Origin of the sequence: Methanolobus sp. ZRKC5 (genome assembly GCF_038446525.1) — an archaeon.
Taxonomy (GTDB): domain Archaea; phylum Halobacteriota; class Methanosarcinia; order Methanosarcinales; family Methanosarcinaceae; genus Methanolobus.
In genome coordinates this window covers 2,189,118-2,211,083 of sequence record NZ_CP151792.1, presented here as the reverse complement: position 1 = coordinate 2,211,083, position 21,966 = coordinate 2,189,118, and the positions used below count along the sequence as shown (strand labels likewise).

The window sequence follows — 21,966 nt, the reverse complement described above, 5'->3', positions numbered from 1 at the left end:
GTTTCCTGAGGCAAAATTGCAAAAAAAGCAAGAAATCCAGGTATTTGTAGGTGCTACCATAGCACTTCCAATTATAACCTATGCGTTGCATGAGAACATTAAGGACCAGTCACATAAACTTCCTTCTTTCAACTAGAAAGAAAGGCTGAAATCTATTTCGAAACTTTATGAAATCACAACACATTTATTAAATTAAACCTCAATATAATAGGTACTAAAATAGACAATAGGTAGTCAGTGACTACTCACATGAACAAGGGAAGAAGTTCAAATGTGGCTATTAATACCAGATCCGTTGACATAGACGAGGTAATCAAATGAGTAAACGAACAAGAATTATTAATGACCCCTCCGAACTCGTACCTCTGCTTCAGGTTTTTGGATCCCAGAGACACAAAAAAGTATTTGATTCACTTCTGAGCCTATGGATGACAAAGGAAGAACTTGAAGAGCTTTTAGGTAGTGATGTTACTAAAAGCATCAATATTCTCAAAAAAAGTGGTTTGATAGAAAGCCAGTGGCATATGCCGGAACCTGGTAAGACCCCTGAAAAGGAATACCGCGCATCCTATTCTAAAGTCCAGACAAATTTCCAATGCTCTTTCGAAGACATGAGTGACATTATTATGCTCACTTTTATGCCTTATGAAGAAGTGAAGGATGCTATTGAAGAACTTGAGAAGCTAGTTGAACAGGGAAACGATTCTATGAGCAGTCTTACAAGAGCATTGACCAAGAGTCCGTTATACATTCGTGCGGTTGCCCGCAGGTCTGATAAACTCACAGTTATGGGACAAAGACTCAAGGTACTTCTGGGCGGAGAAGCAGAATGATAGAACTTCTTCATAGCAAAAGCGGCATAACCAAATTCCAGATACTAATAGAAGTAGCTGCGCATCAGCCTAATGTAAGACAAAAGGAAATTGCTGAAAAAATAGGAGTTACACCCCAGGCAGTATCTGAATACATCAAAGAACTTGTCGCAGAAGGTCTGGTCTATTCTGAAGGGAGAGTTCGCTACAGAATTACAAAAGTAGGTGTTGAATGGGTACTTGAAAATGCCGCAGACATGAAGAGATATGCACGCTACGTAATGAGCGATATAATAAGCCATGTATCTACCTGGACTGCAATTGCCGAGGAAGACCTTGAAAAAGGAAAAGAGGTCTACCTCAAAATGGATAATGGTTTACTTTATGTAAGTACAACGGGTGTGACTAACGCAACCGGAACAACAATTTCAAGTGCAAAGAAAGGGGATGATGTGGGTGTTACCGACCTCATGGGCCTTATTGATCTTGAGAATGCAAGCATTACAATTTGCAAAATACCAAGAGTTGAGCGGGGCGGATCACATAATGTTGATGTAGAACGTTTAAGATCCCTTGCTAAATCCAAATCATATATTGCAACAGTGGGGGTTGAGTCACTTATATCCCTGAGAAGAATTGGCCTTGAACCACACGTAATGTTCGGGGCAAAGGAGTCAGTAATTGAAGCCGCATATCACGGCATTTCTTCACTTGTACTTGCTATTGATGAAGAAGTGCCAACCATCCTGAGCAGGCTTGAAGCTGAAGATCTTGAATACGAACTTGTTGACCTTAGTATACAATGACCGGATGAAGATGATCATATGAAAATGATACTGGTATCGGACACGCATTTGGAAACAGAAAGTATTCCTGCTTATCTATCTGACGTTTTCGACCAGTATAATATGATAGTCCATGCCGGCGATTTTGATTCATTAGCTTTTTTCAAAGCACTCAATGCTACAGGGAAACTTAAAGCAGTGCACGGAAATTCTGATGAACCTTCCGTAAAAGAACTCCTGCCGGAAAAACTGGTCTTTGAAGTGGAAGGAATTAAGATAGGAGTAATTCATGAAGCTGCACTTTCTATTGTTGATTACACTGCAACAAGATACATGGCTCTTGAAATGGGAGTAGATGTTCTTGTGTTCGGACACCTTCACAGACCAATTATTGAAAAAAGTGATGTCCTCATTATTTGCCCGGGATCACCCACAAAACCGAGGATGTCTGACCCATGTGCAGTCGAACTGCAAATTAAAAATGGCTCAATAGAAACAAAGATCATACCAATAACAGGTCAATCCTGTGGATATATTGACTTTTCCCGCAAACTTGGCGAGGAAAGCAAGTAATCCAGCTAATTCTGACCGTTTACGGTTTCTGTTTTAAACATCACGCCCGTACCTTTCAATGTCATCTGGACCTTATCAGTGAATAAAAGAATCTCATCCAGATCTACATTGTTGCCCCAGTCATAAACATAGTCATAATTCCCCTGAACTTGTTTGAACCCAAGGGACATAAGACTCCTGTTCACTTCAGAGGGCATTGAACCGTTGCTGTTAAACCAGAGTAACAGATAAGTTTTCATGTAACACCCACAGAATTTACAACGCTCGGGTCACATATGGTACTTTTGGTCAGGCAAAAAAGAAAAGGGCAAAAATATGCCCCAAAAATGGCATCAATAACTTTCTTTTAAGGAGTGCAGCGCCTGGGCAACCATTGAAGAATAATGCCCGGTGTCAGGATTATAATATTCTTTTGCCCGCTGTGCATTGGCAGATGTACCATCGAGAGTACTGAGTCTATCAAGAGTACATTTTGCCGTTTCTAATACCCACATATCACGAGTCTGGCCATCCACGATATAGAGTGACTCAGGACGAACAGAAGTAAGTACATCACCCTCACCTGTAGTATAAGTACTTGGCTTGCCGACCACAGCAACAAATGCAGGAGTCTCACATTCGGCAAGTACCTGAGCAGCTTCGGGCTGGTATTGTCCTGCATATATCAGAAAAGAGCCAGTTGGATCTGTAACCCGACCACGCCAATATTCAGAATCCGCACCAATATCTTCTTTCTCAATTAATGTACCGATAATGAATATACGATTGACCTTCGCACCGGTTGGCGTCAGAAGATACTGTGGAGCATATTGATCATCCCCATCCTTGAAACTTAGATTGGACTCCCTGAACTCCTGAGCAAATATCCTTCTGGCAACTTCCCTTGTATAACCAACCATTCAGATCACCTCTGCTGCAGCTATTAATTCATCCAATTCAGACTGCTCCAGTGAGAACACAGGAGTAATGGACTCTGCAAGAAGATATCTTTCGATTTTGGATCCGCTTACAATGTAGTATTTGCCCACAAGTAAATTTTTCATTTGCTCAAGGACAACTCCCTGATCAAGGGCATCTGCTGCAAGGGCAATTGCATTTTCAAGCGTCATATCAGTAATCTCTTCGACCAGGTCTCTTTTTAGTATAGTATCCTGTATAGAAGCACCATCATCCATAACTGCCTTAATACGAAGATCATAGACGCCATCCACCTTACCGTGCTCCATACAGGCTCCCTTTGTCAATGCACGGTTGCACTCCGGACACCTTTTTATGAGGCCTGAACCGGACTGAATGTCCACCATGGCACCTTTGAACTCAACAGTAGTAGTCCCTACTTCGATATCTTCATCAAGGGACTCGATAGAACTGCTCTTATTAACATTCAATTGGAATTTCCCATTCCACTCATTTACAACTACGTTCCTGAATATGTAGCTTTTACTTTCTTCAACAGTAGGTGCTGCAGCACTTTTCCAAAGTGTGAATTTGATGGTTCCAGTCTCATCCCCGATAAGACCCACCTGAGATATTGATTCATGAGTGTTGTCCCATAGCTGGACAATCTTTCCCCGGACATTGACCCATTTTCCATCTTCCGTTATGTCAGAAATATTAACCGTGGGTGATTCTGTCTGGCCGGTGTAAAACTCGCCCCTATTAATATTGTATGATTTTAAAAAGTAGTTAACAACACTTCTGCGTGCTTCTTCCTTTGGAACCTTGAACTTTGTTATCATTTTGTCAAGGCGTTCTTCAATATCCCCAATAGGGATCTCCACTCCAAGTTCATGGAACCTGGAACTAATTTCCTGTGCTAATTGTTTCATAGTTAAATCCTCAAGCCTCTTGTTTGGTTCTTCTTGAGAGGCAATTTATCTGTATGCTTCAACCATATATAATTGAGTTGTGAGCAAGGTGAAAGTAATATATAAATAAAAAAGGAAGATGTGTGAGAATTATCGAACTCATTTATGAAGGAGATCTACAACTTCCTGTGCAGCACCATCTTCACCAATTACAGTAACAAGATCATCATACTCCAGAACAAGGTTGCCATTTGCAATATGCGACTTATCACCTCTCCTAATCATCAGCAACAGACTGCCCTCAGGAAGTGATAACTCCTTTATGGCTTTGCCTGCGACCTTGGGATTTGTGACCCTTGCCTCAAGGATCTCCCCTTCCTCTCCGACTTCACACATGGAAAACATAGAGGGTTTTCCGACCATGTTATCCAGAACAAGAGCTGTGGTCATCTGAGGACTCATTGAACGTATAGAGAGATCCCAGAATGCATGCAGGTTCTCAACATTGTTGACCCTTGCAACTATCTGATCATCCTTCAGGTTGAACTTACTCTTTGCTATCTGAGATACCAGAAGATTCGTATTGTCCTGATCTGTGGTAGCAACTATGTACTTGGCTTTTTCTATTCCTGCCGCCTTAAGAACATTAATATCCTCGGCATCGCCATGAACCACACGTATACCCTGTTTCAACATACGTTGACACCTATCCCCGGAACTGTCTACTACAACTACATTCTCGCCTCGCTTTTCAAATCTCTCGGCCAGGATCTTCCCAACCTCTCCGCCTCCGATAATAAGGATTTCCATTGGTATAACTCCTAAAAGATTGGCTACTCTTCTTGCTAAAGTGCCGGTTGTTATGACTGTAATGATAACGGTCAGAAATACCAGTCCAACCAGCATCTGACCACCCAGTATATTGAAAGAATCCAGTTTAATGGCAAAATAGGTTGCAATGGATGCTGGTACAACACCCCTTGGACCAATGAATGAAATAAATAATTTCTCATTCCTTCTAAGACGAGAGTTTGCTGTTGAACCAAATACAGCCAGAGGACGTACCAAAACGATCAATAACAGGACAACTATAATCCCGTTTAGCCCAATACCTATAATATCCTCGAATTTGAGCATGGCTGCAAGAAGTATAAAAATTATAGACAGCATTAGCATCACAAGATCTGATTTGAACTCTTTTAGAGCCTGCTTGTGAGGAATACTGGAGGTACCAGTAAAGATTCCGAAAACTGCAACGGCAAGAATACCAGACTCATTGCCTAGTAACTCAGACACAACATAAGTGGTTATTACCATCGTTAAAGTAAACAGTCTGGCAGTCTGATCAGTCACAAGGGAATCGCTTGAAAGAAAACGTTTCAGGATATGACCACTGGCCATACCTATGACAATACCTATAACAAGCCTCTGGAGAATGAAAAGAACAGCACTGAATCCAGTTAGCTGCGAAACTATCCATTCGAACATAAATGCTGCAAGGATGACGCTGGCTGCGTCATTAAAAACACCCTCTATTTCAAGAATCTTACTAACTTTGTGATTCACATGTATGTTTCGTACAAGTGGTGTGATCACCGTAGGACCGGTTGCAGCTACCAGAGCTCCGAAAAGTGCTGCCAGTTTAAAGGGAACAGCTAACAGAAGATATGTTACAAGTGTCGCACCAGCAAAGGTAATCAGTACACCAATTGTTGTGAGTTTCAGAGCAGTCCTCTGTATAGGCCTGATACTCTTCACATCAATATGAAGACCACCATCAAAAACAATCACTGCAACTGATAAGGATACAATGGCAGTAAGCCCATCACCGAACATATGCGGATCTATAAAATTCAGCACTTCAGGTCCAACAAGTATTCCTTCCAGTAGAAGGAACATAATAACAGGCACTTTAAAGTGTTTGCTAAGTGTCTGGGCAATCATGCTCATAAAAAGCACAGAAACTACAATTTCCAGAAGATGTATCGACTCCACAACTAAGCTCCTTGAATATGCAAAATACCACTTATGTGATTTTAATATATGCACTATGTATTTTAATTATTCCATGAGACTATAAATATATAATACTTAGTACGAGGAATGAATCTAATCCTCGTAATAGATAGCAGTACTGTACTAGTCTGCCATAAATAAAAGGGTATTTGTCAAAAAGTATTTGGTATATCTTTAAACGTCCCCCACAGTTATACAATAGTTAAAATAGAAAAACATGATTAAGGGTAGATAAGAAACAAAACGCTTATTGAATAATATTTTGAACTCGAGTGATTAAAATGGTCTTAATAAAAGAAGAAGACGTAAAAGTTCCATTAGATGTGCCGCATGAAGCACGTGAGACATACATTAAGAATTACATGGAGATTACCCGAAACACTGGCAGATTGATGCTTTTTGCAGGTGATCAGAAAGTCGAACATCTTAATGATGACTTTTTTGGAGAAGGTATACCCTCAGACGACAATGACCCTGAGCACCTTTTCAGAATAGCTGCAAACTCAAATATCGGAGTCTTTGCTACACAGATGGGCCTGATTGCCAGGTACGGAATGGATTACTCTGATGTACCATATCTTGTTAAAGTCAACTCCAAATCCCACCTTGTGAAAACAAAGCAAGACGACCCATTCAGTAATCAGTGGTATGATATGGAGCAGGTGGCCCAGTTCCGCGATAATAGCGGTCTTAAGATAATGGGAATAGGATATACCCTATACCTTGGAAGTGCCTATGAAGCCGATATGTTCCAACAGGCTGCACAAATGATATATGAGGCACACAAGTACGGAATGATAACAGTACTCTGGATATATCCAAGAGGAGAAGCCGTACAAAATGAAAAGGACCCACACCTCATTGCAGGTGCTACAGGTGTTGGAGCATGCCTTAATGCAGACTTTGTGAAGGTAAACTATCCAAACGCTGAAGGAATGAAAACAGAAGAAGCATTCAAAGAAGCAGTCCTTGCAGCAGGAAGAACAAAGGTTGTTTGCGCAGGTGGGTCCAGTGATGACCCACAAGACTTCCTTAAGAAACTCCATACACAGATTCACGTTAGTGGTGCAGAGGGTAACGCAACAGGAAGGAATATACACCAGAGACCACTCGACGAAGCTCTCAGGCTATGTAACGCCATCTATGCCATCACTATTGAGAATGCTTCTGTTGAAGATGCATTCAAGATATACAAAGGCGAATAATTTGCATTTAAAAGGTGCATTGGTTTAACCATGCACCTTTTCTTTTTTAATTTCACTTATCTTTTTTGATTTTAATTGAATTCACAGTTATCTGACAGGTTAACCGAAAGTCAAAAAATAATGTATTGTTGATTAAAGATCAATAAGAATCAGAAGCAAAAGGCAGACTTGAATAGATTAAAAATAAGAAATCAGGTGCTTGCAAGAACAAACACCAGATAGATCATCACTTACAGGAACAATCAAAATCGAATCCCAGTAAAAAAGTACCTGTTCCGTGAAGATTGTCGAGTCCCATCTTCTCCTTGAGGTACTCATCACTTGGAGGAGAAGGGGAAGCGAGCACTGCATTACAAACCTCATCCACACACTCTACTTCTTCACATGGCTTAGGTGGCAATACAACAATTAACGGATCTTTCTTACCATCCATTTTCTTGAGTACACTTGTGTCATATATAACAATGTTACCAATAACAAGTTTATCTGTGCAGGTTTTCATTTCCTCAAGTTTTGCCTCATCATCGAGGTCTTGACCTACAACACAGTCATTGTGCATTAGGATGACATTTGGACCTTCGGGCCAGTTGAAATCCATACTTGTGGTAAAAGCAAAAATAACGTCATTCTTCAAAACGGTCTTTACACCTTTATTGTCACCCCGGCCAAGTCCCATCAGAGTCATCTCATCAGCTTTTTTCTCAAGCTCCCTGATAATTTCCCGATCATCTTCATTAAGGAGAAGTGTATTTCCTACACCCTTCATATTGATGATACTGTTTTTTACATTTTCTATTATCTCATCATGTTCCATGAATTAACCTTCTTTGATAAAATGTGCAGTTAATGTATTGAATTACTTATCAGGTCTAATATTTTTGCATATTTAAGTATGTCGCATACAAAAACACATTAGAAACTAAATCAACATATTTAATGTATAACTTTGAAAAAGCCCGCCTTTGGTTCATATATATGCCCCTTTGATAACAAAGATTTCAATGTTGAATCGGCAATTCGCTCAGGGACACCTTGAGAAACTGCTTTCCCAATGTAGTTGAAATATTCAAAACCACTTCCATCATCAATACTTTCAAGGACAGACTGGATAATATGCTCATAATCAGGTTCCACATCCTGCTGAGCAGATGACTTACTAATGGTGCACAGGGCTTGTTTGACAACACTTTTTAAGGAGTTATAGTATTCCTTATCCTTGTGATAATAATCCAGTGAAAGGCACATTCCACTTGCAAGTGTCTGCGGAATATTACATACAGACATCCTGTCAGTAATTTTTTCATTATCAGTACCTGAAGAGAAAAATCTATCAAACGCATCCAGACGGTCAAGAGTCATTTCTGCAGTATCTACTATCCACCTGTCACGCACTGACTCATCTACATAATTAATCTCCTCCGGTCGCAAGGAAACATAAACAGAGCCATCTCCTGGCTCATATGAACGAACCTTGCCAAGAACCATTACATACGAAGGCACGTTTACATTTGAAAGGAAGAATGAAGCTTCAGGCTGGTAACTACCTGCGTAGACTGTAAAAGCACCGGTCGGGTCAGAGATACGTGCCCTCCATAACTCTTTTTCACTACCGGCTTGGTCTGATAGCCTATCCACTTCTGTGACCACACCCACCATAAAGATTCTGTTCACTTTCAGTCCTGTGGGACTTATGATAAAATTAGGAGAATAAATATCCTGATTTCCAGATGAAGAAGAATTAGAATACAAATTAAAACGGGAATCATTGAATTCCTTGGCAAACATCCTGTGTGCCACTTCTCGCTCAACCATTACTCATCACATCCACTGCCAATCTTTTCCATAAGTTGATCTACACGTTCCTGAAGGTCATTCTCATGAGCCCAGACCGATTTAGCCACAAGCGACACTCCAAATTCGTTCTTTGAAGAATTGCCCCGTGCTGTGACATATTTACCGGTTAATACGTTTCTCATATCTGTGAATACGGCATCATTGGAAATTGAACCCTGAGCCATATTTTCCACATCAGGCATACTTTTTCCATAAATTGCCTCAGAGAGTTCACGGTTAAGCATCAAATGAACAGCTCCCGTACCATCATCAAGAATTGCCTTAATACGCATATCCATCAGGCATTCCACTTCACCATGGGAACGACAGACCGATTTTTGCGTAACACGATTGCATACAGGACATCTTTCGATAAGACCAGAACCGGGCCTGATAGAAATTAGATTGCCACTGACAGTTACATCGAAAATACCTTCTTTTTCAAGGATCTGTTGAATAGCCACGGGCGAATTGGCTTGATTTACTGATTCCATTGTAAAGGACAGATCTTCTGCAGACTTCACCAGTTCAATAGAAGTATTCTCATTGAAATTGATGGATGGCAAACCTCTGAATATCCTTACAGCAGCACCTTCGAAACGAATATAGTCACCGATATCAAATGTTCCCAGCGAAACCCAAGCTGTAAATGGAAGCTTTGCACTGTCATCTGCAATGACGCCTTCTACAACAGTCACTTCCTGACCTTTTAGCATTATTTCCCTGTGATACATCTCAACGATGAGAACCACAGAACTTGCAAGCACATCTGCAGGAACTATTTCACCAAGTTTCTTGAGATTGGAATGGGATATCTGCTCAATATCAGGGAGCTCACTATCCTGCAAATGTGTGATTGCAGACCTCTTTCCAAAATACAGCTCCGGACGGTTATTCCATAGCCGGGTGTATGCATTCCGGATCATAATAGTATCCCCGGACCGTAGAGACATATTATCCCAACATGTAAAAGAACAAATACCAGTTCCATCACCCAGGGTTCCTGAAAATATTGTTTTCTGCTCCCCCTGTATAGACACTGTTTTTTCAATAATATCAAGAATACGGCCCGCGATCTCAATTCCATTCAACCCAGGAGAAAGATCTTTTACTTTTACAGAGTTGGAAGAAACAGATAAATATTTGGTTTTCAGGATTCTTTTCGCTTCATCAAGAGGAACACGATATTTAAGGAGTTTTTCCAGTTCCTTGCTAATCTCCTCTTTGCTTATATTTCCAAGCGCCATTGTTAATTCGTCTATGTGTGGCGCAATTTTCTCGTCCATCTGGAGTCTCCATTGTTCAAAGTAATTAATATTCTATTTCCTGATTGGCAATAAAGATAACCTTATCACAAAGGCATTGGAGTTTGTCATCAAATACTGGAAATGTTTAAGAATAATCAAACAGCATAGTTTAAAAGGGATGATGTTAGAAGCTTTTAAGAGCCGAAATTATGCCTGAATTCAAATAAATGGGGAGTATGGAAAAATGCCAAAACTTGCAATCGTATACCTTAGCACACAGGGAAGCACAAAAATGATGGCTGAAGCCATTGCAAAAGGTGCACGTGAAAAACATGTGGATGTAGACATCGATAACTTCTATGAATGGGATCCTGCAGACATAAACGAATATGATGCCGTTTGCATTGGTTCGTCAACGTTCTATTATACAATGCTGGACCCAATTGCCAAATTCATAGACAAGATCATAGAGACAGGTATCGATGGAAAGATTGGTGCTGCATTTGGTTCTTACGGATGGAGCGGAGAAGCTCCCGTACAAATAGCTGAGAAACTAAGAAAAGCAGGAGTGAACGTTATAGATCCGGTACTAAGAATTCAATATGTACCAAATGAAAAAGATCTCACAGAGTGTATGAGGCTTGGAAAGGACCTTGCAAAAAAGATGAAAAAGAAATAATTGTAATAGTCAGCAAGCAGGTAAAATAACTCTGATAAGATAAATCAGATTGATTCCATATTAAAAATTCATTAATAAACTATTTATAGTTTATTTTGCTAATTGACTGGTGTAATTGAATTAAATTTAAAATATAAGACATATAAGAGGATATTTATGACAATAATACCATTTGCACCTATTGAGAGAGTTATAAGAAATGCAGGAGCACAAAGAGTAAGTGAATCAGCAGGAATGGAACTTACTGAGATCCTGGAAGAATTTGGACTTGAAATATCCAGAGAAGCTATCAAGCTTGCTGAACATGCTGGCAGAAAAACTGTAAAAGCCGAGGATATCAAGCTCGCAAAAGAAATGCTGGGTAGATAATACCCATTTACTTTTTTCTTTACATTTCTATGATCATAAAAAGCATCATATGAGACTTAAAAGGCTTATTCCGGTCAAGGCAACAACACTGACTATAATACCGGCTATAAGTACACCTGCAAGTATTGCAAGTAATGCATGCCTGAATTTGATTCCGAAAACAAAGGCTGCCGCGCATCCAGTCCATGCACCTGTAACAGGTAGCGGGATTGCCACAAATATTGTCAGTGCAAGAGTACCATATTTTTCAAATCTTTCCGAGTGGTTACGCTGAGTTCTTCCAAATAGCCATGAGAAAAATTCATCAAATATTGTATATCTCCTGAGGTAGTTCGAAACCGGATCAAGATAAAGAAGCAACGGGACCACAGGCACCATATTACCCAGCACTGCAAAAAAGTAAGCAGCAACCGGATTCATACCATATATACCCAAAGCAATAGGTATGGCTCCCCTTAACTCAAATACAGGCAGGGCACCGATTATAACCGTTGCAAACCAGTGGGGTACCGAAGAAAGCAACTCCAGTACCAGTGCTTCAAGACTCACTGATATTCCTTTCCAGATAGTGCAAAGTGTGCCAGCAGGGATTCAAGCTGTATTCTCTCATTTGCCCCTTCTGTTAGCCGGAAATCGATCTCACCTATAACATCTATAAGTTCAACCATTCTTTTTTCAGGAATCTCTATCTCAAACATAGCTCTGTATATCTGTCCGACCACGTCCTCACCTGAAAGACCCTGCTCAAGCAGAAGAACATCAAGGTGTTTCCTGGCAACACTAAAATTACCTTCCAGAGCGGTTGCAATAAGTTCACGTACCTGCTCAGGCCTAGCTGTTGCGGTGATCTTGTATATTGCATCCTTATGAATGGTATCTTCAACAAGAGCTGCAGCCTGAAGGGCATTTATCGCTTTTCTCATATCACCCTGAGCAATGTACGTGATGGCATCCACACCATCGTCGGCGATATCCAGACCTTCGTTCTGTGCCACAAAACGGACACGTTCAGCAACAGCATCATCAGAGAGAGGACGGAACCTGTAAACAGCGCATCTTGACTGGATCGGTTCGATTATCTTGGATGAATAATTGCATGAAAGAATGAAACGACAGTTATTGGTGTAGCGTTCCATGGTACGCCGCAGAGCTGACTGGGCATCTGATGTCAGGGCATCAGCTTCATCGAGGAAAATGACTTTGAAATCTGCACCTCCAATTGGTGTTGTTTTTGCAAAATTCTTAATCTTTGTCCTGACAACATCAATCCCTCGTTCATCGGAAGCATTGAGTTCTGTGAAATTCTCACGCCATGAATCTCCAAAAAGCTCGCGTGCAATAGATACTGAAGTTGCCGTCTTTCCAACTCCCGGAGGACCTGAGAAAAGAAGATGTGGAAGGTTCCTCGTTTTTACGTACGATTTGAGCCTTTCTATTGCCTCTTTCTGACCGACCACGTCATCGAGCTTAAAGGGCCTATACTTTTCAATCCATATCTCTTCTTTAATTTCAAACCCTCCGCATAAAAATGTACATTCCTGCAATAATAGGAAGATGTAGTTTTTTAAGTTTTCGTAAATAAAAAAGATACAGGATTTAATGCCAGATAAGGCATTTCCTGTATTAACTCACTGATTGATCAGTTTGTAAGCGTAGCTACCCACAACAGGAACCTTTAACAAAATACCCCTGTATGCGATTATTACAAATATCAATATCAAAAAGAGTGCACCGAATCCAAGGAAATCTGCAATTATCCAGCCAACATATGGAATCCATCCCACTATGAATATCAATAATGAAAGTGGGAGGAATATAAGCAGTGACTGCATTGCATGGAACCTGACGAATTTGTTTTCCGGCTCGATCAACAGGAATATTATTCCTGTTATCCAGAATCCCAGATAACTAAGTGCTGCTACGATATTCTCATCCAGGCCTATCTTTGTTTTATATGTCATATGATCACCTGATAGCAATTGTATTCTGTGGACATTTTTCCACACATATCCCACATGCCGTACATTTTTCCTGATCGATAACCGCAAGGAAGTTAGTTACCGTTATAGCCTCTTCCGGACAGTTCTTCTCACATATTTTACATCCGATGCAACCCACGGTACAGGAAGCTTTTACAGCCTTGCCTTTATCGTGTGACATACAAAGTACATGAACCTGTTCAGATTCCCTGGCAAACTCTAGAATGTCATTTGGACATGAAGCAATACATAGTCCACAGCTGGTACACAGGTTCTTGTTCACATGAGGCAAACGGTCTTCACCAATAGAAAGAGCGTCAAACGGACATGCCCGCACGCAGGTTCCCCTGCCCGTACATCCATAATTACAGCCTTTCTCCCCATCTGAGAGCAACATGACAGCCTTACAGTCCTCAAAGCCCACGTACTCGAAACGGTCAACACAATTAAGACCGCCGTTACACTTGACAAAAGGATACTGTTCTTCGCCTTCTGAAACTTCCTGACCGAGTATGCCGCCTATTTCCTTGGCAACATCAAAGCCACCAACAGGACAACCATTGATAGGAGCACCTTCGTTTACCACACGTTCTGCAAAGTCAGCGCAGCCTGCATAACCACAGGCACCACAATTAGCCCCGGGAAGAACTTCCACAATCTCATCGACGAGTGGATTGGTCTCTACCTTGAACTTCTTTGATGCCACAATGAGCATAACACCAACAGCAAGCCCAAGACCACCAAGGATGGCTGTGGCCTGTACAAGTAAAGTAACTAACTCGCTCATATAGGAATCACCCAGAAGTAGTTAACAAAAGCCATAGAAAGCATCGTTGCGATAAAGAATGCCTGTGGCAATCCCCTGATAGACGACGGGACATTCACAAAGGTCGAACGCTCCCTGATGGCAGCCATCATCAACATTACAATAGTATATCCAAGACCTGCGGAAATACCGAATACCACACTCTGCATGAAGTTGTATTCTGAATTAACATTCAGTAATACTACCCCCAAAACTGCACAGTTGGTTGTTATCAGCGGCAGGTAAATACCAAGTGAGCGGTAAAGTGACGGAATATTCTTCCTTACAACAAACTCCACCAATTGTACAAGTGCTGCTATTACAACAATGAAACTGATAAGATCAAGGAATTCCATCTTTGTCGGGACAAGGATGTATGTATAGATCAGATACGATACAGTGGACGCCAGTGCCATAACAAAGACCACGGCTCCTGACATTCCTGCGGCACTCTTGACATCCTTGGTCACACCCACAAAGGAACAAAGACCAAGGAACTGGATAAGCAGGAAATTCTTAATGAAGATACCATCCATAAAGATGGCAAATAATGCTTTTTCCACCATTTTAACCACCCTTTGCTCTCTTCTTTTCCTTTTGATAGTTCACAATTCCCATTAGTGCTCCTATTGTAAGGAAAGCACCCGGAGGCAATATCATTGTGGTAACTGACGGATTGATAGGCAGGGTGATCAGAGTAAAGTCAAATGTTACTATCTGTCCCGTACCTAGAATTTCCCTTATACCACCGATGAGCATCAGTACCAACAGGAAACCTGTGGAAATACCAAGACCATCTATGAAAGAATAGAACACATTATTCTTGTTAGCGTATGCCTCAGCACGTCCGATGATGATACAGTTTACCACAATAAGCGGTATGAAAACACCTAACGCTGCGTACATGGGCGGGAAATACGCCTGCATTATCATCTTTACAATGGACACGAAGGTCGCTATAATGATAATGAATATTGGAAGTCTTACAGCCGAAGGAATCTGTTTCCTCAGGGCTGAAACGAAAATGTTTGAACAAATCAACACAAATGCAGTACCTGCGGACATACCGATTGCATTTTCGACTGATGTGGTCACTGCCAGCGTAGGACAGAGGCCCAGAACAAGTCCGAAAATCGGGTTGTCTCGTGTAATACCACGAATATATTCACTTAAAGGGTCCATAATATCACTCCTCTGCCTCTTCTATCTCAATTATCTTGGAATTCAGTGCATCTATGACAGCCTGGGAGGATATCGTTGCACCGGTAATAGAGTCAACTGCTCCACCTGAACTGGAAAGACTCAGTGAAGCTACTGGAATACCATTGAACTGGCTCCTGAAGTCATCTTCTATTATCTTTGCACCCAGACCAGGCGTCTCTTCATGACTCAAAACATCCATTCCACGAACTGTTGCAAATGAGTCATCAACACCACCTGCTATAACCAGCGGGCCTTGAGCACCTGCCTGCTGCTTGAAGAAAGCGTAACCGATGATATTACCAGAAGAATCCTTTGCACGATAGTAAAGAACATCACGGTTGCCATCATCATCAACCAAATCGCCTTCAACAGCTTCGAAGTTATTGTTGGCTTCCGGAATAAGTTCACCTAGTATAGCTGTTCGGGCAGTTTCCTCATTGATCTTAAGCTGTGCACTCGTAGGAACATAAGTAATACCCAACAAGAGAGCTGCCACAACCGATATAAGGACTATTTTCCCTACAATTACTATTGTTTCATTATTGGACTCACTCATTTTTCATCACCTCGAATTTTAGGGATGCCGGAATCTTATCCATGACATTCCTGTATACTTTCTCTGGAAGTGACTTTGTTCCGAATGATGCAGGCATGGTATTGACCTCTATGTAAGAAGCAACACAGTTTGCAAGGAAGATGCCGTATAATACTCCGTCAACATAGTTGCTGAAATAACCGTATATGAAAACAAGCACACCACATGTAATGCCGTATATGACACGTCCACTTTTGGTCACCGGAGAAGTTGGTGTGTCAGTTGCAAGGAAAAGTATACCAAAAAAGACTATCCCTATCATTGAATATGGCAACTCAGGACTCATATCAAGGAAAGTGAAAAGCTGTGACATATACATCAGTGGATTCAGGACACCTTCATGAACCAGAGCAATTACACCTGAAATAAATAACATTGTTTGTGGTAATGCTATCATTGTTACAAAGAATGCAAAAGGAACTCTCCAGTCAACATATCTCTTGTAAATAAGGTATAAACCACCTACAAGCAGTATCGGAGAAACGTCCACCATCAGACCCGCACCATTCTCAAGTATAAGATCAGAGAATTGACCTGTATGAGGAATGGATAAAGGCATCATATCAGAGGACCATGCACTTCTTATAAACACCCAGGCCACAAGAACCGGGTTAAATATATAAGAGCCGATTCCTCCAAAAACATGTTTTCCAACTGTTATCGCAAAAAAACCACCAACAACTGCTATCCATAAAGGAGCTTCAGGTGGAATCAGAAGTGCAAGCATAAGTCCCGTAAGAGCTGCATGTCCATCTGCAATGGTTACTTTCTGCTTGAATATTGTCTGAATACCAAATTCAGTTGCTACCGCCGCTAATACACACGCAATGATGATCCCGAGTGCAGGAATACCAAAGAAGTATATCGCTGCGAAACATAACGGAAGCAAAGCGATTATTTTACTTATATTCAATGTCTTGAAATCTAATCTTGTTTTCTTATGAGGAGGAGCTGAAATCGTATATGTCATTTTTACTCGCCTCCGCAGCCACAGCCAAGTTTCAGATTGGATGATTCCTTTGAAGGTAAGTCTTCATAGGCCATCTCTATTGCATCTTTTGAGTACCTTATAAGCTGTAGTATATGTATTTTTGATGGGCAGACTGCCGCACAATCACCACATTCGATACAATTCTGAATATGCATTTGCCTGCATTCATCAAAACGACCCTGGTCTGCCATGACAGCAAGACGGCTTGGAATAAGCTCAACCGGACAGACATCCACACAACGTGCACAATGAATGCATGCTATCGACTCGTCCCGGATGATCTCTTCAGGTTTCTGCAGGGATATTCTTGTGGTTCCTTTTGTCACAGGGACCTGGTCAGTGTACTGAGCCACACCAGTTCTTACACCGTTGGCAATTATCTTTCCAATATCACCGGTAAAACCGCAGGCTTCAATAATATCCTTGAATGGGGTTCCAATCTTTACAAGAATATATTCCATGTGATTTGAAACACCTTCAAGAGAAACAACGGTGTCATAGAAAGGCTTGCCTTCATGAACAGCATCGTAAAGAGCCTTTGCAGACTTGATACCACACACCGCAACTCCAACATCTGTTGGGTCACAGCCTATGTTAACCTGCCTTCCTGTTACATTATAAGTAAAGAAATTCAGGATTTTTTTCCCGTAAATGCGTTTCTGGGATAGGACAACAATGTCAGATTCCTGCTCGTTGAAATAGTACCCTATCTTACGGCCACCTACAAGAGGAGCAACTCTCAGCTTTTTATTATCGACCTCAATGCCCTCAAATGCATCAATGGAATCATTATCATCAGTCCTCAATACAATAGCTCCCTTTTTGGCACCGGCTGCTTTCATGAGCAACTTGAGAGCATCCATTACCTGGGACGCATATTCCTTGGGAGTTCCAAATGTACCACCAATCCATTCGGATGATGTCGCATTTATAAGCACTGTATCGATATTCTTGCCAGTTGGTTTAAGGACAGTATGAGTGGGCATTCCGTAATGCTCCACAATACCTGATTCCTTTATGAGTTCTGCAAGTTTTTCAGGTGTAAGATCCTTGCTGGGAGAGAATACAACTGTCTCATTGCTGTCTTCCGGCTGGATAATAACGCTCATTGACTTGTTACCATCAGGATGAGCAGCCTCTTCAATAGCAATGACCTCACCACATACGCTTGAGTGAACTGCAGATGAGTAATATTCTTCACTATCTCCTATCTTCTGTCCAATAAGAACCCTGTCGCCTTTCTTCACAAGGGGTTCACAGACAGCACCCCTGTGCTGTCTGAGTGGAATTATTATTTTTTCGGGTAATTTATCCAATGTTTTGATTTCCACAGTACCAGCTCCTTAGAATGCAGGCTCCCTTTCTACTTCAGTAGGCTTTGCACCTGGAATTGTCACACTAATTGTATTAGCGGAGAAATCTGTCGGTGGATTAGTCTCTGCCGGATCGCTATCATAGCCCAATGATTTCCAGTTGATCACAGGTACAAGATCATGGCATTCTGAACAATCCTTTATAGAATCTCCGAAGTGGACATTCTGAAGTGTATCTGAAGCTGATGCTCCATGGCAATCTGCACATTCAAGCGGCTCAGCAAGACCTACACTGGAACTGACAATATTATGGCTTACCTGATAGTACATATCCACATGCCTGAGAACTGCATTTGGATAATCCGGACTACCATCCATGTCACCATCATATGACCGAAGCTCATCTTCAGTTACATCACCATCGTTGTCTGCGTCTGCACTGAGTACATCTGCAGGAACTATCGGAGTACCAATTAAAGAACTATTATCAGGATCTGCGAATACATCCACATCAGTCCCTTCATCCCACCAGATACCATTGATAATATTGAATGGTTTTAGGACAGAGTCCTCTTCACGTTCCTGTGCTATTGGCAGAAGATCGTAGTAAACACCCTCGGACCATGCAAGTGTAGGTGTGAACTCTGAATCATATGTGACATCTTCACGAACACCATTTGCCCAGCTGAATTCTTTAATAACAGGAGTACCTGTGACATCGCTACCCGGAAGTGACGGGATGTGGCATGACTCACAGCTTAGGAAATCAAGGTGAGCATCAACCATTCCGCCATGCGATATGTCCTCGTGACAGCCTGATGAATCACAGTCCTTTACACCTGCTTCTGTTTCCATATGTGTTGGTCCCGAAGCAAACAGGTATTCACGGCTACCAATCTTGTGTTCTTCTGTTTCGTGGCATTCCTGGCAATCGACATTATCGTGAACATCATAATAAGCAGAATCTTCAAGTGTCCATGCTACTGCAGTTGTTGCGATATCACCTGTGTGACAGTTGCTTCCACAGAGTGCCTTGCCTGGAGCACCATTAACCTCATCATGTATTTCAGTTACAAGTGGAACAGGTGCCAGAACATCAAGCACGTAGCCTGCCATATAAAGTGGTTCTTTCTGCAATTCCGCCCTTGATTCTTCAATTGCGGCTTCGTTGGCGTTCTCGAAATCACCTGCAGCTATTCTTTCTGCACGTGCCTCAAAGTCATATCCACCAACCTGCTCATGACAGATCATACAATCAATATCGACTCCGTAGTCTGCCATGTAACCGCCACCAGGGTGGACCTGGCCGTATGTTACAGACATTGCGTCTTCGTCAATACCGTCAACTGCAACGCCATATTCCATGATCGATGACCATTTCTTCAAATCCTGTCCAACATGATATGATTCGGAAACTTCCTCGTACATACCTACATGACAACCACTGCACGAACTGTCAGACCATTTCTGCTCGGTCATATAATGAGCAGACATAGCCCCATTTCCGCTGTAGCCAATAAAAGCATACACGCCGGATGCAGCGAACATCACTACGAGGATTCCAATAAGAATTACATTTAATTTAGCCATGCTTGCCTCGTCCTCAATCCTCTGCAACTTCCTCAAGCTGTCTGATGACAACTATAATGTCGTTTCTCAAAAGCTGCTCATTTGTGATTTTCATGTCATTTGAGACGTATTTACTAATCTCATACGACTTGCGCACTACGCGTATATTAAAGTCAAAGACTTTATCAAGAAGACCTTTTTGAGGAGTTATTCCTAAAAAGTCCACATCCATGTGATTACCAAGTACATTAGCTTTAAGTTCAATTTTATCAAGAAGTGAACCTGGTTTAACATAAATTGTGTGGTGTTTCACAAAACCAAAGTGCTTCTCGATACCTCTCCAACCGTATTCTTCCATTAACTGATGAAGGGCGACAACAAGATATTTGTCCTTGCTTGAACTGGTTCCCGTACCTGATCCTGTGCTGGGATTGCTCATTCTATTACTTCCTTCAGATGAATATAATAACTAAAATAGAAGGAAATTGCTTTCCTTCTCTCCACGGTACATAAGTTTAATATTAATTATCTCTGTTCATACAGCATGAACTATAAAACTGTTGCCATTGGACTGATAGCGATTTTCACAGTATTATTAATGATAAATTATATCGCTGACGAGGATACCGATATTACCATTGAACAAGAAAGCTATTCGCAAACCAGAAGCCTGATGGACACTACAGTTACCATATCAATCCTAACTTCCAACGAAACATATGCTTCGGAAGTTATCGAACGTGCTTTTAACAAAATGTATTATGTTGACAGGGTGATGAACAACTACGACAACAATAGTGAACTAAGCATGCTTAATGAAGAAGGATTTGTGAATAATGCAGACCTTGAACTTGCCTATGTCGTTGACAGATCCAAATACTATTCCCAAAGAAGCAAAGGAGCTTTTGACATATCCATACAGCCTGTTCTTGACCTGTGGGCAAGTAAGTACAGCCCTGGCGGAACCTACGAAGATCCAACACCTGAGGAGATCAATGAAACACTTATATTGGTGAATTATTCGGCCATAGTAATCGACGGGAACAACATCACCCTTGGCAACGGTATGAAAATCACACTTGGAGGAGTTGCAAAGGGATATGCCGTAGACCTGGCAATAGAATCACTGATTGATGATGGTATTATTTCAGGATTTGTCAATGCCGGTGGTGACGGCAGATATATTGGCAGCAAGCCGGATGAAAGTTCGTGGAGAGTAGGATTGCAGAATCCGGAAAAAAGCGAAGATTCAGTGACGATTATGGATATTAAAGATATGGCTGTTGCTACAAGCGGGAACTACGAGCGCTATTTCAATGATACTGCAAAAGTTTCCCATATAGCAGACCCCCGAACAGGTTATACATCACAGAATCTCATAAGTGCAACTGTTATAGCCAGTTCTGCAATGGATGCGGATGCATTTGCTACTGCAGTTTTCATTCTTGGAGAAAAAGATGGCATAAATATGGTCGAAGATCTCGACGGCATAGAGTGCCTGCTCATAACAACGGATAAAAGAATCGTACGTTCCAGTGGTTTTTCCAGTTATGAGAACAATTAAAGAATAATTAGAGAAGTGAAAACTTATTTCAGGCTGACCTTATGCAAGGTCTCATATACGGGACCATGTGGAGTCAGCGTACTTTTTTTCAGTTTTACCGTATCAACCTGCATTGTCCCAAGATCTACGTCTGCCAACTCCTCGAGTAATTCCAGAAACTCTGCTTTTTTCTTTTTTGGCAGGTACTTGACCCTGGCAAGAGTTGCGTGGGCACTGAAAAGATGAGGATTATGTTCAAACTCAAAGGAAGAAAGTGAGCTGTTTACCAATTCATGTAGCTTATCAAAATCCCCGTTGCAACCCAACCATATGACCTTGGCGAAATTTGGCTTTGGGAATACACCAACCCCCCTTACCTGTGCTTCAAAGGGTTCACACTTTACTAAATCAAGAGCATTTGAAATCTCTGCGATCTTATCCTCAGAAATATCGCCCAAAAATTTCATGGTAATATGTACTATGTGTGAATCTACAAATTTGAATTTGAAATCATCGAATTTTGACTGGATATCAGCAATTTTATTGCGCAACTCTTCAGGGAAATCTACCGCAACAAAAGTTCTCACCAAACCTATCACCAATTACCATTTATGTTGGAGACATAAATGAATATCGCTGCC

26 protein-coding genes are annotated in these 21,966 nt (G+C 41.3%); 7 read left to right on the top strand and 19 right to left on the bottom strand.

Annotated features, from left to right (window positions below; translation table 11 throughout):
* Nucleotides 1-317: 317 nt before the first annotated feature.
* From WN948_RS10915 to WN948_RS10905, 3 genes are read left to right on the top strand one after another with little or no spacing between them, the layout of a single operon-like run.
* On the top strand, nucleotides 318-833 hold the full coding sequence (locus WN948_RS10915; protein ID WP_342304237.1) for an ArsR family transcriptional regulator: 516 nt from the start codon (nucleotides 318-320) through the stop codon (nucleotides 831-833).
* Nucleotides 830-1,618 (top strand): MarR family transcriptional regulator, encoded by a 789-nt coding sequence (locus tag WN948_RS10910; RefSeq protein WP_342304236.1) that lies wholly within the window; start codon nucleotides 830-832, stop codon nucleotides 1,616-1,618. The genes WN948_RS10915 and WN948_RS10910 overlap by 4 nt, the downstream gene beginning before the upstream one ends.
* Nucleotides 1,619-1,636: 18 nt before the next feature.
* Entirely contained in the window at nucleotides 1,637-2,170 is a 534-nt protein-coding gene (locus WN948_RS10905) for a metallophosphoesterase (protein ID WP_342304235.1), read from the top strand.
* A 5-nt stretch (nucleotides 2,171-2,175) separates the two neighbouring features.
* Here WN948_RS10905 and WN948_RS10900 read toward each other — a convergent pair whose 3' ends face one another.
* The 4 genes from WN948_RS10900 to WN948_RS10885 form a co-directional block, all read right to left on the bottom strand.
* The gene (locus WN948_RS10900; protein WP_342304234.1) at nucleotides 2,176-2,409 is read right to left on the bottom strand and encodes a hypothetical protein; all 234 of its coding nucleotides are present in this window, start codon (nucleotides 2,407-2,409) and stop codon (nucleotides 2,176-2,178) included.
* 93 nt (nucleotides 2,410-2,502) lie between these two features.
* A complete protein-coding gene (locus tag WN948_RS10895) occupies nucleotides 2,503-3,069 on the bottom strand; it encodes an RPA family protein (RefSeq protein WP_342304233.1) in 567 nt (188 codons plus the stop codon).
* Complete coding sequence (locus WN948_RS10890; protein ID WP_342304232.1) at nucleotides 3,070-3,999, bottom strand: replication factor A; 930 nt, start codon at nucleotides 3,997-3,999, stop codon at nucleotides 3,070-3,072.
* 138 nt (nucleotides 4,000-4,137) lie between these two features.
* Nucleotides 4,138-5,973: a cation:proton antiporter gene (locus tag WN948_RS10885; RefSeq protein ID WP_342304231.1), complete on the bottom strand. Its 1,836-nt coding sequence runs from the start codon at nucleotides 5,971-5,973 to the stop codon at nucleotides 4,138-4,140.
* Between the two features lie 302 nt (nucleotides 5,974-6,275).
* On the opposite strand from WN948_RS10885, the gene WN948_RS10880 reads away from it, so the two are divergent.
* Nucleotides 6,276-7,199: an aldolase gene (locus tag WN948_RS10880; protein WP_342304230.1), complete on the top strand. Its 924-nt coding sequence runs from the start codon at nucleotides 6,276-6,278 to the stop codon at nucleotides 7,197-7,199.
* A 226-nt stretch (nucleotides 7,200-7,425) separates the two neighbouring features.
* On the opposite strand, the gene WN948_RS10875 is transcribed toward WN948_RS10880, so the two are convergent.
* From WN948_RS10875 to WN948_RS10865, 3 genes are all read right to left on the bottom strand, one after another.
* Nucleotides 7,426-8,013 (bottom strand): hypothetical protein, encoded by a 588-nt coding sequence (locus tag WN948_RS10875; RefSeq protein WP_342304229.1) that lies wholly within the window; start codon nucleotides 8,011-8,013, stop codon nucleotides 7,426-7,428.
* Nucleotides 8,014-8,132: 119 nt separating this feature from the next.
* Nucleotides 8,133-9,011, bottom strand: coding sequence for a DNA-binding protein (locus WN948_RS10870; protein WP_342304228.1), 879 nt, complete (start codon nucleotides 9,009-9,011; stop codon nucleotides 8,133-8,135).
* Nucleotides 9,011-10,318, bottom strand: a complete 1,308-nt coding sequence (locus WN948_RS10865; protein WP_342304227.1) for a Single-stranded DNA binding protein — start codon at nucleotides 10,316-10,318, stop codon at nucleotides 9,011-9,013. Before WN948_RS10865 ends, WN948_RS10870 begins: the two co-directional genes overlap by 1 nt.
* A gap of 205 nt (nucleotides 10,319-10,523) precedes the next feature.
* Here WN948_RS10865 and WN948_RS10860 point away from each other — a divergent pair, with 205 nt between their 5' ends.
* Both WN948_RS10860 and WN948_RS10855 read left to right on the top strand, forming a co-directional pair.
* The gene (locus WN948_RS10860; RefSeq protein WP_342304226.1) at nucleotides 10,524-10,958 is read left to right on the top strand and encodes a flavodoxin domain-containing protein; all 435 of its coding nucleotides are present in this window, start codon (nucleotides 10,524-10,526) and stop codon (nucleotides 10,956-10,958) included.
* Nucleotides 10,959-11,114: 156 nt separating this feature from the next.
* Entirely contained in the window at nucleotides 11,115-11,327 is a 213-nt protein-coding gene (locus WN948_RS10855) for a histone family protein (RefSeq protein WP_342304225.1), read from the top strand.
* A 45-nt stretch (nucleotides 11,328-11,372) separates the two neighbouring features.
* Here WN948_RS10855 and WN948_RS10850 read toward each other — a convergent pair whose 3' ends face one another.
* From WN948_RS10850 to WN948_RS10800, 11 genes are all read right to left on the bottom strand, one after another.
* Nucleotides 11,373-11,876, bottom strand: coding sequence for a small multi-drug export protein (locus WN948_RS10850; protein ID WP_342304224.1), 504 nt, complete (start codon nucleotides 11,874-11,876; stop codon nucleotides 11,373-11,375).
* Nucleotides 11,873-12,835, bottom strand: a complete 963-nt coding sequence (locus tag WN948_RS10845) for a replication factor C small subunit (RefSeq protein ID WP_342306459.1) — start codon at nucleotides 12,833-12,835, stop codon at nucleotides 11,873-11,875. The genes WN948_RS10850 and WN948_RS10845 overlap by 4 nt, the downstream gene beginning before the upstream one ends.
* 120 nt (nucleotides 12,836-12,955) lie before the next feature.
* Nucleotides 12,956-13,288, bottom strand: a complete 333-nt coding sequence (locus WN948_RS10840; protein ID WP_342304223.1) for a hypothetical protein — start codon at nucleotides 13,286-13,288, stop codon at nucleotides 12,956-12,958.
* 4 nt (nucleotides 13,289-13,292) lie between these two features.
* Entirely contained in the window at nucleotides 13,293-14,093 is an 801-nt protein-coding gene (gene rnfB / locus WN948_RS10835) for an Rnf electron transport complex subunit RnfB (RefSeq protein ID WP_342304222.1), read from the bottom strand.
* Nucleotides 14,090-14,677, bottom strand: a complete 588-nt coding sequence (rnfA, locus tag WN948_RS10830; protein ID WP_342304221.1) for an Rnf electron transport complex subunit RnfA — start codon at nucleotides 14,675-14,677, stop codon at nucleotides 14,090-14,092. Before rnfA ends, rnfB begins: the two co-directional genes overlap by 4 nt.
* Before the next feature lies 1 nt (nucleotide 14,678).
* Nucleotides 14,679-15,293: an Rnf electron transport complex subunit RnfE gene (rnfE, locus tag WN948_RS10825; RefSeq protein ID WP_342304220.1), complete on the bottom strand. Its 615-nt coding sequence runs from the start codon at nucleotides 15,291-15,293 to the stop codon at nucleotides 14,679-14,681.
* A 4-nt stretch (nucleotides 15,294-15,297) separates the two neighbouring features.
* Nucleotides 15,298-15,870, bottom strand: coding sequence for an Rnf electron transport complex subunit RnfG (rnfG, locus tag WN948_RS10820; protein WP_342304219.1), 573 nt, complete (start codon nucleotides 15,868-15,870; stop codon nucleotides 15,298-15,300).
* Nucleotides 15,863-16,879 carry an Rnf electron transport complex subunit RnfD gene (rnfD, locus tag WN948_RS10815; protein ID WP_342304218.1) on the bottom strand — a complete coding sequence of 339 codons (1,017 nt, stop codon included), beginning with the start codon at nucleotides 16,877-16,879 and terminating at the stop codon, nucleotides 15,863-15,865. The genes rnfG and rnfD overlap by 8 nt, the downstream gene beginning before the upstream one ends.
* Before the next feature lie 2 nt (nucleotides 16,880-16,881).
* Complete coding sequence (gene rnfC, locus WN948_RS10810) at nucleotides 16,882-18,231, bottom strand: Rnf electron transport complex subunit RnfC (RefSeq protein ID WP_342304216.1); 1,350 nt, start codon at nucleotides 18,229-18,231, stop codon at nucleotides 16,882-16,884.
* A gap of 12 nt (nucleotides 18,232-18,243) precedes the next feature.
* Nucleotides 18,244-19,803: a methanogenesis multiheme c-type cytochrome gene (gene mmcA / locus WN948_RS10805; RefSeq protein WP_342304215.1), complete on the bottom strand. Its 1,560-nt coding sequence runs from the start codon at nucleotides 19,801-19,803 to the stop codon at nucleotides 18,244-18,246.
* Nucleotides 19,804-19,816: 13 nt separating this feature from the next.
* Nucleotides 19,817-20,221 (bottom strand): hypothetical protein, encoded by a 405-nt coding sequence (locus WN948_RS10800; RefSeq protein WP_342304213.1) that lies wholly within the window; start codon nucleotides 20,219-20,221, stop codon nucleotides 19,817-19,819.
* Nucleotides 20,222-20,326: 105 nt separating this feature from the next.
* Between WN948_RS10800 and WN948_RS10795 the strand changes: the two genes are divergently transcribed.
* Entirely contained in the window at nucleotides 20,327-21,346 is a 1,020-nt protein-coding gene (locus WN948_RS10795) for an FAD:protein FMN transferase (protein WP_342304212.1), read from the top strand.
* 23 nt (nucleotides 21,347-21,369) lie between these two features.
* Here the strand turns inward: WN948_RS10795 and thpR are convergent, their stop codons facing one another.
* Nucleotides 21,370-21,912, bottom strand: a complete 543-nt coding sequence (gene thpR, locus WN948_RS10790; RefSeq protein WP_342304211.1) for an RNA 2',3'-cyclic phosphodiesterase — start codon at nucleotides 21,910-21,912, stop codon at nucleotides 21,370-21,372.
* Between the last annotated feature and the right edge of the window lie 54 nt (nucleotides 21,913-21,966).